Below are 17,127 nucleotides of genomic sequence, written 5' to 3'. Positions count from 1 at the left end.
GGTGGGCGGCGGTGACTCTCTGGGGATAGCGCCGCCGGTCCCTCGGCGACGCACGGAGAGGCCGCCGGTAGCGGCCATGGCACCGGCTGCGCTCCCGCGGCGGCGCTGCCACGGGGCGTTCGATGCGGGGACAGTAGCGAGCGGGTTCGCTCAGCGGAAGGGCTCGTCCAGAATCCGGGCGCCTACTGCCCTTTTATGCCGGTTGAAAACGCGCATCGCCGCCAATTCGTGACCTTCGGCCCCCGGCTCCGGCCCCCGTCCGCGGGGCTGCTCCGGACGGCCCCGCGGGGCCTCCCACCACGGGTGCGGCGTCACCGCTACGACGGCCCGGGCGGGCGGGAACCGTACATATCTCCCCCCGCCCGCCGCGCCGCATTCCGTAGGAAATCACCGCATCCGGGTGGCCCACTCCTGGACCTTCTTGATCCGCTCGCGCAGCTGTCCCGCCGTGGCTTCCGCGCTCGGCGGTCCGCCGCACACGCGGCGCAGTTCGGTGTGGAGCACCCCGTGGGGCTTGCCGCTCTGGTGGACGTACGCGCCCACCATCGTGTTCAGCGACTTCCGCAGCTCCAGCAGTTCCTTGTGGGAGACCACCGGGCGCCGGTCGGCCGGCAGCTCCAGCAGGTCCGCCTCGCCGTCGGGCTTGCGCTTGCTGTGCGCGATCTGCCGCGACTGCCGCTTCTGGAGCAGCATCTGCACCTGGTCGGGCTCCAGCAGCCCGGGGATGCCGAGGTAGTCCTGCTCCTCCTCGCTCCCCGGATGCGCCTGCATGCCGAATTCGGCGCCGTCGTACAGCACCCGGTCGAAGACGGCGTCGGACTCCAGTGCCTCGAAGGACATCTGCTCCTCGTCGCCGGTGTCCTCGTCCTCCTGCTTGTTCGCCTCCTCCATCTCCTTCTCGGAGTCGGCGTACGGGTCCTCCTCGCCCTGCTTCTTCGGCTTGTCGAGGACGTGGTCGCGCTCGACTTCCATCTCGTTGGCGAAGCCGAGCAGGTAGGGGATGGTCGGCAGGAACACCGAGGCCGTCTCGCCGCGCCGGCGCGAGCGCACGAAGCGTCCGACGGCCTGCGCGAAGAACAGCGGGGTCGAGATGGTGGTGGCGTACACGCCGACCGCGAGCCGGGGTACGTCGACGCCCTCGGACACCATGCGGACGGCGACCATCCAGCGGTCGTTGCTCGCGGCGAACTCGTCGATCCGCTTCGAGGCGCCGGTGTCGTCGGACAGCACGACGGTGGCCTTGCTGCCGGTGATCTCCTTGATCAGCTTGGCGTAGGCGCGCGCGGAGTCCTGGTCGGCGGCGATGACCAGCCCGCCCGCGTCCGGGATGCCCTTCCTGACCTCGGTCAGCCGCTGGTCGGCGGCGCGCAGCACGTTCGGCATCCAGTCGCCGCGCGCGTCGAGGGCCGTACGCCAGGCCTGCGAGATGGCGTCCTTGGTCATCGGCTCGCCGAGGCGCGCGGCGATCTCGTCGCCCGCCTTCGTGCGCCAGCGCATGTTGCCGCTGTAGGAAAGAAAGATGACCGGCCGGACGACACCGTCGCCGAGCGCGTTCCCGTAGCCGTACGTGTAATCGGCGGAGGACCGCCGAATTCCGTCGTTCCCTTCCTCGTACGCCACGAAAGGAATGGGATTCGTGTCGGACCGGAAGGGCGTGCCGGTGAGGGCGAGCCGCCGGGTCGCCGGATCGAAGGCCTCCAGGCAGGCCTCGCCCCAGGACTTCGAGTCACCGGCGTGGTGGATCTCGTCGAGAATGACGAGCGTCTTGCGCTGCTCGCACCGGTTGCGGTGCAGCATCGGGCGCACGCCGACACCCGCGTAGGTGACGGCGACCCCGTGGTAGTCCTTGCTGAGCGGCCCCGCCGAATAGTCCGGATCCAGCCGGATCCCTATCCGCGCGGCGGCTTCCGCCCACTGCTTCTTCAGGTGCTCGGTGGGCGCGACGACGGTCACCTGCTGCACCACGTGGTGGTGCAGCAGCCAGGACGCGAGCGTCAGCGCGAAGGTGGTCTTGCCGGCGCCGGGGGTGGCGACGGCGAGGAAGTCGCGCGGCTGGGTCTCCAGGTACCGGTCCAGCGCACCCTGCTGCCAAGCTCGCAGGGCGCTGGCGGTACCCCACGGCGCGCGGCCGGGGAAGGCGGGTGAGAGGTGGTGGGAGGCGGTAGTAGTCACGGTCTCCGGTTCGGTCTCTCGGCGGCGTTTCCGTTCCGGACGCGTTCCGGGCATCTTCCGGGCGTGCGGTCCGGGCATCGGTACGGCCGACGGTACGGGCAGTCGTACGTAGGACAACCGGGCCACCTTACCGGCCCGGGCCCGCCCCTCGCGGAGGGACAGGCCCGTGACCTCGGCGCGTGCGGCGAGCGTCACATTCGCGGGTTCAGCGCGCGCAGCCGCTCCGCGATCCGCCCGACGCCCTCCTCGTTCCCCGCGGCCACGTCGATGACCAGGCCGTACGCAGCGTCCTGATCGGCATCACCGAGATCCACTCCGTTGACGGCGAGGAAGGTCACCGCGGCGAGCCAGGCGGTGCGCTTGTTCCCGTCGACGAGGGGATGGTTCGTCGCGATCCCGTGCAACAGGGCGGCGGCCTGCTCGTAGGTGTCCGCGTACGCCGAGGTCCCGAACATCCGTGCCCGCGGCCGGTGCACGGCCGACTCCAGCAGCCCGGGGGCGCGCAACTCGACGGGCTGGTCCTGGGCGAGGCAGGCGTGCCGCGCGAGGTCGAGAACCTCCGCGAGGGTCAGGTGCCGCGTCATGTCCCCGGCGCTCATTCCCCGAGCCTCCGCAGCAGCCCGGCATGCCGCCCGGCCAACCGCAACGCCTCACGTCCGGCCCGCTCCCGCTCCCCCCGCACCCAGCCCCGCACGGCGGCCAGCACGGCCTCCTCGACGCTCTGCCCGGTGGCATCGGCCAGATCGGCCAACTCTGCCCGCTCGCCCTCACTCATCCCGATGATCAACTCACTCATCCCCGGATGCTAGCCACCCCACCCCGGGACCCGGCACCGCATTTCCGCCCCACCACCGGCCCGCACACACAGGACCGACACCGGCCGAATCCAGCCCCTCCGGCGTTTGAGGAGCGGGGGTCCGGGGGCAGCGCCCCCGGCAACGGCGCCGCGCCGGACCACGGGCCCGCCCGGACCACGGGCCCGCCCGGACCACGGGCCCGCCCGGACCACGGGCCCGCCCGGACCACCGGGCCGCCCGGACCACCGGCCCGGCCAGGGCGATCGCCTCAGCCCCGCTTGGGCTCCGCATCCAGCCGGGTGGCCACCCACGCCCCCACCAGCGCCACGCAGGCCATCGGCAGGAACACCACCACAAAGGCACCGGGGTGCGAAGCCCCGGCCCCCTGCGCCACGGAGTGCGCCGCACCCACCGCTCCCCCGCCCAGCGCGGCGAACGCCGCGCCCCCGGCAGCCAGCAGCACCACGTTCGCCAGCGCGTCCGAGATCTGCAGCGAGGCCGAGTTCGCCCCCGCCTCCTCAGGCGCCGACAGCTTCAGCAGCAGCACGCTCGTGGAGCCGATGACGAGCCCCATCCCCAGACACCCCAGCGCCCACACCAGCGCCAGGATCCACACCGGCACCCACTCCACGAGCACCGCCGGCACCCCGGCGATCGCCGCGGCGACCATGATCATGCCCAGCACCATCAGCCGTTCCCGGTACGGCGCCGCCCGCCCCTGCGACTGCACCCACGAGCCGGCCGCCCACGTCACCCCGCCCAGCGCGAGCGAGAACCCGGCCAGCGTCGGGCTCAGCCCCCGCTGGGTGACCAACATCAGCGGTACGAAGCTCTCCGCCGCGATGAACGACCCCGCCGCCACACCGCGCAGCAGCACCACCGACGGCAGCCCGCGCCGCGCCCGGTAGGTCCCGCGCGGCAGCAGCCCCAGCACCGCGGGCACCAGCAGGGCCGCCCCCGCGATCCCCGGCAGCAACGACAGCCACTTCAGATCCTGCGCGGCGTACTGCAGCAGCCCCGCACCGGCCGAGATCCCGAGGGCGAGCCGGATCCGCCGCCGGTCGAACGCCACGGGCGGAGCCTCGGGGTCCACCGGCCCGGAGGCGTTCCGCCGTATCGCGGGCAGCGCCACGGCCAGCGGTACGAAGACCAGCGCGGGTATCCCGAGGAAGACCCAGCGCCACCCGAGGTGCTCGGTAACCGTCCCCGCGGCCAAGGGCCCGACGATCGACGGCACGACCCAGCTCGCGGCGAAGGCCGCCATGATCGCGGGCCGCAGCCGCTCCTCGTAGGCCCGGCTGACGACCACGTAGAGCGCGACGATGACCAGCCCGCCCCCGAACCCCTGCACGGCCCGTCCGAGCACGAACATCCACATCGCCCCGGCGGTCCCGGAACACACCAGCCCGGCGGCGAAGGACCCGATCCCCACGGTCAGCGGCCTGAGCGGCCCCTGCCGGTCGGCCCACTGCCCGGACAGCACCATCCCGAACAGGCTGGTCGTGAAGTAGGCGGAGAAGGCGAAGGCGTAGAGCGCGATCCCGTCCAGCTCCCGCGCGGCCACGGGCATGGCGGTCCCGACGGCGGTGGCCTCGAAGGCGATGAGAAAGATGACCGAGATGATCCCGATGCTGAGCGTCCGGTACGCGGGCCCGAGGATCCCGCCCTTCGGGTGGTCGGGTATCGGTGCGGCGGGTACAGCAGCTCGCTGCGGGAGGACGCTCATCGCCCCAGAGTAAGGCCCATACCTTCGTTTCGACCCTGTCATTTCGACCGATCCCGCCCCCTCCCCCAGCCCTAGGCCAAAGGTCTCGCCCGCCCCCTCCACCCGCCCTCTGTGAACGCGGCATGGCAGTCACATTGCACGCCCCCGGATTCCCTTCCCCACCCTCCCGCCCCCTCGTACGGTCATACACATCACCACCACCCAGCCGTGTGCCCGAGTGGTTGAGGGACTCGCCTGCAAAGCGAGTTACGCCGGTTCGATTCCGGTCACGGCTTCCACGGCGAAGGCCGCTCAGGACGTTCCTGAGCGGCCTTCGCGCTGTCGTGCCCGGCTCGGCCCGCGGGCCGTGCCGTGACCTGCTCGGGCAGCCCGCCCCCGGACCGGCAGCCCGGAGTCCCCGGTGCAGGCCTGATCGGCGTTGCCCGTCGGTCATGCGGAGCAGTGCAACTGCTGCACGGCGAACCGGTGGTACGGGCCCATCATCTCCGTGAAATAGGTGCGCGGATCCTTCGGCTTTCCCACCCCGGACCCGCTGGTCAGGACGAGCTCCACTTGGTAGGGGCCCTCGGGGCTCTTGCACGTGAAGGAAATCGCCGCGCCACTGTTCCAGACGATCCCGGCGCTGCCGATGTCGATCCTGTCGGGGTTCTCCTTCTCCCAGCTGGACCACTGGAAGGCCTGATCCACCGACCGCCGAGAGGCGCGGGCGCTGAATCTGGTATCCCCATCGACATAGATCTGGCAGGACGTGCCCTTGTCGTTCTCGGGCAGGGCGAACACGGCAGGAGAGTCGTCCCGGACCTTGGTTCCCTTGCCCGCCGTCCGGGCCACGTCCTTGCCCGCGAAGGCACCCGCTCCCCAGCAGACCCGGTCGGGGAGGGGCGCTGCCCCCGGTTCGCTCCCTTCCGTGCACGCGGACAGCAGGAACAGGGCGGCGATCGCGCCACCGGCGAAGCACGAGGCGGACCGACGTGTCATCTCAGGAACCCGCCTTGCCGGAGGCCATGAGGTTCCGGCCGGTCGAGTGGGCCGTGCCGGTCTCACGTCCCGCCCCCAACTGAAGGTCCTTGATGTCCGTCTCGCTCATGCCCGACCCCCTGGCCGCATTGGCAACGGCGTTTTCCGCCGCCCGGCTTGCCGCCGCCTCCGCATCCGCGTAGTTGGCCATGACGCCCTTCTCGGTCTTGCCCGTCTTCTCCGCCACGTCTTCCTTCGCGCTGTCGACGACCGCCTCGGTGATGTCCTCCTGAAGCCATTCGACGACGTCCCCGGCCAGCGGGACCAGCTCCAGGTACTTGCCGCCGGCCATGGTGATACCCCGGTTGACCCACTTCGCGCTGTCCTCGACGCCCTTCACGTATTCCTCGTTCGCGTGCGCGGCAGCTCCATAGGTCCCCTGCGCCCTGGCCTCGGACAGCATGCCCGCGATCTGACCACCGGGATTGACGGAATTGGCGATCGCCAGATCCAGTTCCGAATGGTCGGCGCGGTGCGCGATGACGTCGCTGACCAAGGCCGTGGTGTGGGTTTGCTGAGCCGTGGTGATCACGCCGTACGCTTCGGGATCCTGAGCCACCACCCCCAAGAATCGCGCCATCTCGGACTTCTTGAAATCGGCCTGCTCGCCGAAGGACTTGATCTCCTGCGTACCGTTCGCGGCGGTCGCCTGCAGGTCGGGCATGTACTCGGCGGCCATGCGTCCGAAGTTGCCGGACAGGCCACCCAGCGGGGTCGGATCGTCGGCAGTCGGCTTGGCCACGAGCTCCGGGTTGTCGCTGATCTTCGAGACGACCCGCTCCATGACATCCGTCATCGGGCCGGTGTGCGGTACGGGCTTCGCGTCCTCGTCGCCCGCCGCGCGGCCCGAGACCGCCGCTTCCAGGGCGCCGCCCAGGGCCTCCTGCGCCGGGTGCACGTCACCGGTCTTCGCCATGTCGAAGCCGTCCTCGTACGGCTTCTTGTCGAGCATGTAGTCGACCATGCCCTGTTCCTTGCCGTGCTGGCCCGTGACCGGCTTGTCGTCCTTCGTCACGATGCCGTCGCCGTTGGAGTCCTCGCGGACCGGCTCGTCGAAGAAGGCCGTCGCCGCGTCCGGGTTGTTGCCGAGCGCCTCCATCAGGCCCGTCAGCGGGTAGAAGCCCCGGCCGCCGCCCTCGCCCTGGTTGAGGACCGAGTCGAGGCCGTACGGGGTGTGGTACTCCCAGGCCTTCGGATCCTTGCGGTCCACGGCGACCATGTCGCGGCCGACCGAGGTCAGGAACTCCTTGTCGTACGTCCCCTCGCGGATCAGCGCACCGAGCGCCTGATAGCCGTAGATCGTCGTCACGCCGCCGGTGACCTGCATCTCCTTGCGGCCGGCCCGCATCAGCTGGTTCGTCCACGCGGCGTCGAGGTGGTTCGGCACGTCCTTGTGCGTGGCCAGGCCGAGCATCGCGCCCATGTCGCTCTGGATGTTCGCGACCATCAGCGCACGGTCCCTGCCCGCGACGCCGAGGCTCGTGGCGTCCAGCGACATGGTGGCGTACATCTCCAGCGTGCCCTCGGCGCCGACCGTCCGGTAGAAGCCCGTCGCGAACTCGGGGTCCTCGCGGTTGTCGTCGAGCAGGTCCTCCAGCTCGCGCAGCGCCCCGGGGTTGCGGGCCGTGCCGCCGTCACCCGTGACCTTCTTCATCAGCGCGGCCGCCCGGTCCACTTGTTCGGCGTCCAGGGTGGCGTACTTCGGCGCCGTGAAGTTGTTGTCGTCCGTGACATTGGCCTGGAGCGCGCGGACGAGGGAGTCGTCCGCGTCCTGCGCGTCCTCGACGGCCCGGTTCACCCGGTCCTGCCACAGGCCCTGGTTCGTGCGGAGGGACGCCTGGTAGTCCGGATCGTGCTGGGCGGCGTAACGATCCTGCGCATCGGCGAGCGGGATGGCGGACACCCGCCCGCTCTCGTCTATGCGAAAACCGGCGGCCGGGGCGTCCGCGACCAGCTTCTTGATCTGCTCCTGGACCGCCTTGAGGGTGGCGTGGCCGTCGGTGAGCAGGAGGTGGATGCCCTTGGCCTCGCGGGCCGCGTCGTCGAACTCCTTGGCCGTCTTGTCGACGAGGGTCCGGGCGACGCCCGCCGTGACGCCGCTCCACCGGGCCCTGTCCGACGTGGCCTTCATCCCGTCACGGGCCGACTGCGCCAGCTCGTCCAGCTTCTTGACCATCGCGGCCCAGTCGGTGATCGCGCTCTGGAGGGGGCCCAGGGGCGCGTTCATGACGTTCTCGTACGTCAGCACGTGTCCGACACCTTCGTCACTTGAGGAGCTCGTCGATCTTGGAAGCCGTGAAATCGGCGTGCAGCTGCTGCTCTTCCTTGCCGTGCGAGGAGAGCGAGTAGTTCAGGCCGTTGGAGATGTTCGCGCAGGCGGCGACGAGGGTCTTGAGCTGGCTCTCCCAGCGGGTGTTGACCTTGAGCAGGGCCGCGCCGCTCGCGAACCCCTCGCGCGTGAGCGCGCCGGCCGCCTCGGCGGTGGAGGCGGCGGCGTGCTTGCCGTCGGCGGAGAGCCGGGTGTGGAGCTTGTACGCCTCGGAGCCGACCTCACCGATGCGGTCCTGGTCGAGCTCCAGATCGGCACCGCCGCCGCCCGGTCCGGGCGAGGCCGGGACGCTGTTGAGCCGCGTGGAGACGCCGGCGGCGGCATTGCTCCGGGCCGTGGACCATTCCTCGTCGAACGACATGGCGGGGCCTTCCCATCTGGCTCTCGTGGTGTGCGGTTGCGGAGCTGCGCGCGAGTCAGCGGCTCCGGCGCCGGACGACAACGGCGGTGACGGCTCCACCGATGAGCAGACAGGCACCGAGCCCGAGCGCGAGCCCGACGTAGGGGAGGTTGCTGCCGCCGACGCCGTCGTCCTTCTTCACGCCGGCCTGAGGGGCGGGGGCGGGAGCCTCAGGGCTGGACGAGGAGGAGGCCGACGGAGCCTTCGTCCCGGTCCCTCCGCCGGCGGCGGCGAGGTCGGGGATCGGGTAGACGTCCGCGGGGCCGGGGTCGCCGGGGTTGGGCACCGCGATGCGGGGGCGGACGGTGCCGTAGCCGATGAAGTCACTGCGCTCGGAGCCGTCGACGGGCTTGCCCGCGGTCTTCATCATGACCCGGAGCACCTGATTGTTGGTCCAGTCGGGGTGGGCGGACCAGATCAGCGCGGCAGAGGCGGAGGCGAGGGCGGTGGCGTCGCTTGTGCCGTGGCTTGTGCACAGGCCGGTCTTGCCTGTCGAGCAGGCCGTAACAATGTCGGCGCCTGGTGCGGACAGGTCGACCTGAGAACCATGCTGCGACTCGGCAGTCACCTTGCCGCCCTTGTCGACAGCACCGACCCCGACCACTCCGGGGGTCGCCGCGGGGTACAGGGTGGCGTTGGTTGAATCGCCGTCATTTCCAACACCAGCAAAGATCAACTTCCCCTTCGAAAGGGCATACTTCACCGCATCAAGTCGCGCTGGGTCCTCGGAGGGCGCGGCCATCGAGATGTTAATGATCTTCGCCTCGGAATCCGCGGCGTAGCGAATAGCTTCGGTCCAGATCGGGTTGGACGCATTCTCGCCTTGAGGCGTACGGATCGGAAGGATCTTGGCGCCAGGCGCAAGCCCGAACGCCCCGTCGCCACTGGGGTGCTTCCCAGTGCCAGCGATGATCGCCGCGATGCTCGACCCGTGGGGCATCCAGTCCGTTCGCTCATCTCCCTTATACGACGAAGGCGCGTAGTCCTTTCCAGGGAGAACTTGCCCTTCCAGTTCCGGAAGTCGGTCCACACCGCTATCGATGACGGCGACCGTGACACCTTCCCCCGTGCTGGTCTTCCAGATTTCCTCGGCCTTCATAGACGTGAGATGCCACTGCTTAGACCGAACTGTCTCCGCGTGGGCCGGAGTCGCAGAGATCCCGGCAAGCAGAAAACCCGCCAGGGCAGCCGTCGCCTTACGCATACGCATCCCGTGCAACGTCCGCTCCACTCAGTCGATCACCGGCGGAACGACACGACCATCGCCCTGCCACGTCTCTTCGTCCTCGGCCAGGTAGTCAGGGCGCTGACCCTGCCGACCATCACCCCGTCGGCCTGGAGCCTGCGCACCGGCTCCGCCGTGACCCATGGGACCGCCTACCGGACCAGCGCCCGATCCGCCGCGAACCAGTCCGGAACCGCCCTGGGTAAACGGCTGACCACCACTGATAGTGCGACCACCCGCACCCGGCTGCCCTCCGCCGAAGACGCCTCCCGGTTCGGTTGCGAGACGGCGACCGGCGATGGGGTTGCCGAGAGCGCCATGCGCTCCGCCACCGCCCATACCCATGCCGCCGCCCATGCCCATACCGCGACCGCCCGCCTGGGCGCCCTCAGCACCGATGACCGTGCCACGGGGAATGCTCGCGCCCGGCCCGCCAGGTGTGACCGGCCGACCGCCCGTGATCCCGCTGTCGCGCGGGGGCAGCCCTGCAACACCACCCAGTCCGCCGCCCTTCCCACCTACGCCGGGCATGGTCCCGCCGGGACCGAAGCCGCCAGGGCCGACGCCGCCGATCGGCTTCGGTACACCCGCGCCCGGCGGCAGCGTCAAGGGTGGGACGAACCCACCGGGGGGAATACCCGGACCGCCACCGCCCGGACCAACCGGACCCGGGCCTCCGGGGACTCCCGGGGCCGGGGGAAGGGTTGTACCCGGCGTCGGGCCTACGGTGTCGAGGCCAGTGCCGATGTTGCGGTCTGGGGGCCCCGGAACGGGTCCCGGCGACGGCTGCGGGGTGGACACAGAACCAGAGTCAGACGGCGACCCGCCTGGACCCACTGGTGACGGGGTATACGACGAACCACCTGCACCGATCACCCCCGGAGCAGCCCCTCCAACTGCCCCCTGAGGAACCCCTCCAGAGCGGGCGAGCTCCTCTTCCGCAAAGATGTGCGGCGGGACGAACGCCGGCGGCGGCTCCGGAAACGTCGGAATCTCCGCCATCTCCATCCCGGTAGCCGAAGCCTCATACCCCTGCGCCAGCTTCGTCATCTGCTGGATCGCCTGCTGCCGGTCGCCGCTCAGCTTCGAGTGGGCCTGCTGGCCGATCTGCGCCGCGTCGGGGTCGTTGCGGTACTCACGGGCGGCCTCCAGGTTGGCCGCGGCCCCGCTGTCGTAGGTCGGCATGTTGGCCTTGACCTCGATGACGACCTGGCTGGCTTGCGTCAGCTGCTTGCCGCCCTCGGCGCTGTACTCGCCCAGGCGCAGCGTCGCGTTGCCCGTGCGGCTGACCCAGTCCTGGAAGGCCGTGGCCGATTCGCCTTCCCAGCCGGTCACCCGGTGGTCCTTGAGGCTTTCGCCGATCTCCTTGATGATCGCCGCGGCGTCCGTCAGCTGGTCGCCGCGCGCCTTGAGGGTCTCCGCATTGGCCGAGGCGAGCATGGCCAGCAGCTGCTGGTGCGTGTGGCTCTCGAAGTTCGTCGCCATCAGAAGCCACCGCCCTGCGTGGCACCAGGAGTTGCGCCCTGCGAGGCAGAGCTGTGCGGCGGCGGGGGTGCGAGCGGGTCCCGTTCTGGGACGTAATTCGCCTTCGCCTGCTCACTGATCGCCAGCATCCGCCGCTTCGTGTCCTCGTCCACGCCCCCGAAGCCCCGTCCCGCCGTCTGGATCGCGATGCCCAGCCCCTCGATCTGCTCAGCCAGCCCCTTCGACAGCGCGAGCAACTGCGTGTGCACGTTCGTGTAAGCCGTGAACAGCCGCTTGGCCTCCGCGAAGCCCTCGCCCAGGGAGTTCTCCGGGAGGGTGCCGTCGGCCAGTTTCTTGTTGCTCGCCGGGGAGCCGTCCAGCTTCTCCAGCAGGCCGTCGACCCGCTTCTTGTAGTCGGTCAGCGATTCGTATTCGACCTGCAGCGCGCCCAGAGCCGCCGGCGAGGCCACGCCCACGCCGAAGTCCAGCCCGAACACGCCCGGCCCATAGTCCACTGCCACGATGGCCTCCCCGACTCCCCGTCGTCCCCGTTCGCACCCGCTTCGCGCGCATTCGCACCGCACGTCGCCAGTGTCCACAAACACTCTATCGAGAGAGTCCGACAGGCCCAAGTTCCGGGTTGCAGGTGCAATCAGGGTCACAAGGTTACGAGTTGGGCGCCGCCACTGCCGCGGATGGCCGGATCGGGAGCCTGTTGACCGGGCGGCCCGTCGCCGCGCGGACCGCCGAGGCCACCGCTGCCGGGGCCGTGACCACCGGGATCGCGCTCGCCGGCTTCGCGCCGAAGGGGGCCACCACGTCGCGTTCCTCGACGAGTTTGACGATGCGGACCGCCGGGGCGTCCAGCGAGGTGGGCAGGGCGTAGCCCGTCAGGTCGGGGTGGCGGATCAGGCCGGAGGCCGTGCGGAGGTTCTCCGTCAGGGCCGCGCCCACGCCCTGGATGACGCCCGCTTCGATACGGGCTTCCAGCTGGCGGGGGTTGAGGACGCGCCCGACGTCCTGGGCGACTGCGAGCTCCACGACCCGTACGGAGCCGAGCTCGATGTCCACGTCGACCACCGCGCGGATGGCGCAGAAGGCGAGGCCCACGAAGGCGTCGCCCTGGCCGTCGCCGTCCAGCGGCTCCGTCGGGTGCGGGCGGCACTGGGCCGTGGCCCAGAGTTCCTTGCCCTCCATCGCCTCCGCGACGGTCGTCGAGAAGGCGCCGTCGTACGACGTGATCCGGCCATCCGCGATCTGCAGGAGCTCGGTGGACATGCCCAGTTTGTGCGCCATCGGCTGGAGGAGCTGGGTGCGGACCATCTTCGCGGCGCGTTCCACCGCGCCGCCCGAGACCCAGGTGTGGCGGCCGTGGGCGGAGGGGCCCGCCGGCGGCTGGTCGGTGTCGACCGGGGCCGTGACGACCTCGTCCACGCCCAGGGTCTCCTGGACGATCTGGCGGGCGAGCGTGGAGAAGCCCTGGCCGGTGTCGACGGCCGCGCAGATCACCGTGGCCGCGCCGCCGACGATCTTCACCGTGGCCGTGGACACCTCGTCGGTGCCCTCCGCGCCGAGCATGTGGACCATGCCGACCCCGTACCCGACTCCGCGCCGTACCGCGCCCGGCTCCCCCGCACCCTCCAGGCCTCCCGGGAGCAGCCAGTCCTCCTCCGGGGTGTCCTTCGGGAGGGCGGGCAGCTCGTAGTCGCGGACCGCGCGCAGGAGTTCCGCCACGGGGGCGGGGCAGGTGACCGTCTGGCCGGTCGGGAGCAGGTCGCCGGTGGCCAGGACGTTGCGCAGGCGGAGCTCGGCGCCGTCGATGCCGAGGGCGGCCGCCAGCTTGTCCATCTGGCCCTCGTAGGCCGCGCAGACCTGCATGGCGCCTTCGCCGCGCACGTGGCCGGAGGGCGGGTTGTTGGTGCGGACCGCCCAGCCTTCGACGAAGGCGTGCGGGACCACGTACGGGCCGCAGGCGAAGGCCACCGCCGCGGCCAGGGACTCCGAGGAGGCGTCGGCGTAGGCGCCGCCGTCCATCAGGATCTGGGCCTCGACCTTGACCAGCCGGCCGTCCGCGTCCGCGTGGTGGCGGTAGCGCAGCAGCGTCGGGTGGCGGTGGGGGTGGCCGAGGAAGGACTCCTCGCGGGTGGCGGCCAGCTTGACCGGGCAGCCGGTGCGCAGGGCGAGCAGGCCGAGCGGGAGCTGGAACGCGGCGTCCTCGCGGTCGGCCGTCGCGCCCGGGACCCCGGTGACCACGACCCGTACGCGGTCCGGTTCCAGCCCGAAGCAGGCGGCGGCCAGGTCGCGGTCGGTGTGCGGGTCGGTCGAGGCGGTGTAGATCTCCACGCCTCCGTCGGGGCGCGGCACGGCCAGCCCGGCCTCGGCGCCGATGGGCGCGGGGTCCTGGCGGCCGATGCGGTAGAGGCCCTCGACGACGACGTCGCCGGTGGCTTCGGGGTCGCCGTAGCGCAGCGGGATGTGCCGGATCAGGTTGCCGTCGGGGTGCAGGTCGGGGGCGCCGAAGGCCTGTTCGGGGTCGGTGACCGGGTCGAGGAGCTCGTACTCGACGGCGATCGCGGCGGCCGCGAGGCGTGCGGTGTCCGGGTGGTCGGCGGCGACGGCGGCGATGGGCTCGCCGTGGTGGCGGACCACGTCGTGCGCGAAGACGGGCCGGTCGGCGATCCGGCGGCCGTGCGTGGTGGCGCCGGGGACGTCGGCGTGGGTGACGACGGCCCGCACGCCGGGCATGTCGGTGGCGGCGGAGGTGTCGATGGAGAGGATGCGGGCGTGGGCGTGCGGGGAGCGCAGCACGGCGGCCCAGAGGAGGCCCTCGGCCCACAGGTCGGCGGCGTAGGGGAAGGTGCCCTCGGTCTTGGCGCGGGTGTCGGTGGCCGGAACGGACGCGCCGATGCCGCGCGGGACCGCCGACTCCGACGGCTCCGTGCCCTCGGGGGCCGGTGTCGCGATCGCAACCGGGACCGTCGCCGCGTCGTGGGCGCTCACGCCGTGCCTCCCTCGTGGTTGCCCTGGATCCCCTGGTCGCCCTGCATCCCGTGGATCCCCTGGATCCCCTGGTCGCCCTGCATCCCGTGGTTCCCCTGGTTCCCCTGATTGCCCTGCATCCCTTGGACGCCGCCCTCGCCCGGCAGGGCCTGGTGCGGGATCCGGGCCTCGGCCGAGGCCGCGGCGGCCGCTTCCGCCGCCGAACCGCGCTCGGCGACGACCTCGCGCACGGCCTCGATCACGCCCGAGTACCCGGAGCAGCGGCAGAGGTTGCCGCACAGCGCCTGGCGGGTCTCCAGCTCGCTGGGGGCGTGGTTGCCTTCCAGCAGGTCGTGGATGGTCATGGCCATGCCGGGCACGCAGAACCCGCACTGCACCGCACCCGACCTGCACAACGCCTCTTGTACGTCCGACAGTTCCCCGTCGGTCGCGAGACCTTCCACGGTGCGGACCTCACTGCCCGCCGCGGTGGCGGCCGGGACGAGGCAGGAGGCGACGAGCCGGCCGTCGACCTGCACGGCGCAGGCGCCGCATTCGCCCTGGGAGCAGCCGTCCTTGGCGCCGGCGAGACCGAGGCGCTCGCGCAGCACGTAGAGGAGGGACTCGCCGATCCACGCACCGGTGACGGGGCGGTCGGCCCCGTTGACGCGCAGGACGTAGGAGGCCGACGGGTGCTCGTGGTGGGCGACGGCCGCGGCGTCCGCTCCGTCGGCGTCCGTTTCCCCGTACGTCGCCCCCTCGCCCGGAATCCCTTCGGCCGTCCCCGCCGGAGCCGTCTCGACAGCCAGGTCGGCGTCCTCCGTACCCGGCGCGGGCGCGGCCCCTGCTCCGCCGGCGGCCGGCACGGCTCCGCCGTCACCCTGCTCCGCCTCCACGGCCCCGGCTCCGGGCCCGCCCCGGCCCTCGCGCGCGCCCTGCTCCCCGGCTTCGGCCGCGGCCCGCTCAGCGGCCCCTGCTTCGGCCTCACCGCGGGCTTCGCCGTCGCCGCGGGCTTCGGCCCCTGCCCCCGCTTCGCCCTCGTTCCCCGGATGCTGCCGCTCCCCCGAGTCCGGGACCTGCGCCGGGCCGTGGGCGGCTTCGATGTCGTGCGGGGCCGGGTAGCCCGGCTCCCCGTCCAGCGGGGTACCGACTCCCGGGCCGCCCAGTACGCGCGGTCCGCGTCCCAGGGCCGGGGCGAAGGAACCGCCGGCCGGTGCGGGCACCCCGGGAAACGCCCCGGGGAACACCCCGGAGCCCAGCGGGTCGGAGCCCAGCGGGTCGGAACCCGTCCCGTCGGCACCCGGCTGCTGCGCCACGTACCCGCGCGCACCCTCGAAGTCCGGATGGGTCGCCCACGGGGCCGCGGCCCCGCCGGGCAGCGTCGCGGGGGCCTGGCTCCAGTCGGCCGCGGCCGCGAGCTGCCCGAAGCTGCCCGTGTCGCCGGCGCCGCCCGGGGTCCACACGTCGCTCGCCGCCGCCTCGGGGAAGCGCCACTCGGCGGTCGCCCCCGGTTCGTGCGCGGCGGCCCGACTGCCCGCGAAGGGCTCGGTGAAGGGCTCGGCGAAGGACTCCGCGAAAGGCTCCGGGTAGGACTCGCCGAAGGGCTCCGCGACGGGCTCGGCCACCGGCTCCGCCGCCGGTTCCGCGAACGCCGCGGCCACCGAGGCCGGAATGGGCACCGAGGCCGGGATCGGCGCCCGCGCCGCGGCTCCCGAAGCTCCCGCGCCCGCGTCCGCCGGGGCGGAGGCGCCCGCCTCCGGCCACTGCACCGGAATCGTCCACGTGCCCGTGGCCGCGGGATCCGTACTCCCCGTACCCAGCGGCACGATCATCGGCGGCGGCACGTAGCCGTGCCCGGGGGCCGCGAGGGGCTCCCCGGTGCCGAGCGCGTCCAGCATGTCCTGCGGCAGTTTCACGAAGGCCGTCGCGTCGGAGTCGTACTCGCCGCCGTGCGGCACCGGCTCCCAGCCCCAGTTGGGTCCCGTGGGGCCCGTCGGGCCCGCAGCACCCGTGTTCTCGTTCTCACTCATGAGCTCAGCGCCCTCCCCAGGGCCCTCCGTGCCAGCACGGCCACCGTCCGCCGCAAATGCAGTACTGCGGGAGCCACCGGCTCCCCCTGGTCGGGCACGCACGCCGCCGCGACGTACTCGCCGAAGGCTTCGAGCGCCTCGGGGGCCAGACTGCGGTCCCCGTCCCAGTCGATCAACGAAGCAACCCACTGCTCGGCTTCCAGCGGCCGCAGCGGCATCGGGGCGACCGCGCCGATCGCGCAGCGCACACCCCGGCGCGCGGGGTCCAGTACGAGCCCCACGGACGCCGTCGCGCGCCCCGGTCCCGTACGGCCCGTGGCCTTGAGGAACACCTGCGGCGCGTGCAGCAACGGCACGCGCACGAAGCCGATCAGCTCTCCGGGGCGGAGCATCTCCCGGCCGGCGAGCAGGTGCGAGACCGGGATCTCGCGCCGCGATCCGCCGGGCCCGACGATGATCAGTACGGCCTCCAGCGCGGCCAGCACGGGGAGCGCGTCACCCGTCGGCGCGGCCGTGGCGATGTTGCCGCCGAGCGTGCCGGCGTTGCGGATCTGCGGCGGACCCGCGGCGCGCGCGGCGGCGGCCAGGGCCGGGATCAGGGCGGCGAAGTCCGGCCGGCCCATGCGCGCGTGCGTGAGGCCGGCGCCGAGGAGCGCGTGGCCGTCCTGGTACTGCCAGCCGCGGATCTCGTTGATCCGGCCGAGGCCCACGAGGGCGGCGGGGCGCAGGAGTCCCGCGTTGACGGCGGCCATGAGGTCGGTGCCGCCCGCCACGGGGACGGCGGCGGGCATGGCCGCGAGCGCCGCCACGGCCTCGTCCAGCGAGGCCGGCAGCGTCACGGACTGCGCCGCGTTCCCCGCCCGCGGGTCGCTGCGGGGCCCCTGGGACGAGTCCCGTGCCTGCGGTGCGTGCGGTGCGTGCGTGGTCAACCCAGCTGCCCCTTCCCGATGTCCCGGTCCCGGCGCTCACGCCTGTCCGCCGTACGGTA

General features: G+C 72.1%; 13 protein-coding genes and 1 tRNA gene. 1 reads left to right on the top strand and 13 read right to left on the bottom strand.

The genetic code is table 11. The features are described from left to right. Positions 1-387 precede the first annotated feature (387 nt). The 4 genes from AC3IX6_RS23905 to AC3IX6_RS23890 all read right to left on the bottom strand — a co-directional run bounded on the left by AC3IX6_RS23905 (position 388) and on the right by AC3IX6_RS23890 (position 4,695). The gene (locus AC3IX6_RS23905; protein WP_489371543.1) at positions 388-2,226 is read right to left on the bottom strand and encodes a DEAD/DEAH box helicase; all 1,839 of its coding nucleotides are present in this window, start codon (positions 2,224-2,226) and stop codon (positions 388-390) included. A gap of 137 nt (positions 2,227-2,363) precedes the next feature. After that, a complete protein-coding gene (locus AC3IX6_RS23900) occupies positions 2,364-2,756 on the bottom strand; it encodes a type II toxin-antitoxin system death-on-curing family toxin (protein WP_489371542.1) in 393 nt (130 codons plus the stop codon). 11 nt (positions 2,757-2,767) lie between these two features. Continuing rightward, complete coding sequence (locus tag AC3IX6_RS23895; protein ID WP_489364445.1) at positions 2,768-2,968, bottom strand: hypothetical protein; 201 nt, start codon at positions 2,966-2,968, stop codon at positions 2,768-2,770. Between the two features lie 269 nt (positions 2,969-3,237). After that, positions 3,238-4,695, bottom strand: a complete 1,458-nt coding sequence (locus AC3IX6_RS23890; protein ID WP_489364443.1) for an MFS transporter — start codon at positions 4,693-4,695, stop codon at positions 3,238-3,240. Positions 4,696-4,898: 203 nt separating this feature from the next. Here AC3IX6_RS23890 and AC3IX6_RS23885 point away from each other — a divergent pair. Beyond that, positions 4,899-4,973, top strand: a tRNA-Cys gene (locus AC3IX6_RS23885). Positions 4,974-5,124: 151 nt separating this feature from the next. On the opposite strand, the gene AC3IX6_RS23880 is transcribed toward AC3IX6_RS23885, so the two are convergent. The 9 genes from AC3IX6_RS23880 to AC3IX6_RS23840 form a co-directional block, all read right to left on the bottom strand. Further along, positions 5,125-5,673, bottom strand: a complete 549-nt coding sequence (locus AC3IX6_RS23880) for a hypothetical protein (RefSeq protein WP_489364441.1) — start codon at positions 5,671-5,673, stop codon at positions 5,125-5,127. A 1-nt stretch (position 5,674) separates the two neighbouring features. Continuing rightward, positions 5,675-7,960 carry a hypothetical protein gene (locus tag AC3IX6_RS23875; protein WP_489364439.1) on the bottom strand — a complete coding sequence of 762 codons (2,286 nt, stop codon included), beginning with the start codon at positions 7,958-7,960 and terminating at the stop codon, positions 5,675-5,677. A 16-nt stretch (positions 7,961-7,976) separates the two neighbouring features. After that, on the bottom strand, positions 7,977-8,402 hold the full coding sequence (locus AC3IX6_RS23870) for a hypothetical protein (RefSeq protein WP_489364437.1): 426 nt from the start codon (positions 8,400-8,402) through the stop codon (positions 7,977-7,979). A gap of 55 nt (positions 8,403-8,457) precedes the next feature. Further along, positions 8,458-9,540 (bottom strand): type VII secretion-associated serine protease mycosin, encoded by a 1,083-nt coding sequence (gene mycP, locus AC3IX6_RS23865; protein WP_489364435.1) that lies wholly within the window; start codon positions 9,538-9,540, stop codon positions 8,458-8,460. Between the two features lie 132 nt (positions 9,541-9,672). Continuing rightward, positions 9,673-11,151 (bottom strand): hypothetical protein, encoded by a 1,479-nt coding sequence (locus tag AC3IX6_RS23860; protein ID WP_489364433.1) that lies wholly within the window; start codon positions 11,149-11,151, stop codon positions 9,673-9,675. Then, on the bottom strand, positions 11,151-11,651 hold the full coding sequence (locus AC3IX6_RS23855; RefSeq protein ID WP_489364431.1) for a DUF2563 family protein: 501 nt from the start codon (positions 11,649-11,651) through the stop codon (positions 11,151-11,153). The genes AC3IX6_RS23860 and AC3IX6_RS23855 overlap by 1 nt, the downstream gene beginning before the upstream one ends. 145 nt (positions 11,652-11,796) lie before the next feature. Next, entirely contained in the window at positions 11,797-14,130 is a 2,334-nt protein-coding gene (locus AC3IX6_RS23850; protein ID WP_489364429.1) for a xanthine dehydrogenase family protein molybdopterin-binding subunit, read from the bottom strand. Next, entirely contained in the window at positions 14,127-16,139 is a 2,013-nt protein-coding gene (locus AC3IX6_RS23845) for a (2Fe-2S)-binding protein (protein ID WP_489364427.1), read from the bottom strand. Before AC3IX6_RS23845 ends, AC3IX6_RS23850 begins: the two co-directional genes overlap by 4 nt. After that, positions 16,136-17,068 (bottom strand): FAD binding domain-containing protein, encoded by a 933-nt coding sequence (locus AC3IX6_RS23840; protein ID WP_489364425.1) that lies wholly within the window; start codon positions 17,066-17,068, stop codon positions 16,136-16,138. Before AC3IX6_RS23840 ends, AC3IX6_RS23845 begins: the two co-directional genes overlap by 4 nt. Positions 17,069-17,127 lie beyond the last annotated feature (59 nt).

This window comes from Streptomyces sp. GL_141 (genome assembly GCF_057834385.1).
This window is presented reverse-complemented; position numbering and strand designations above follow the sequence as displayed.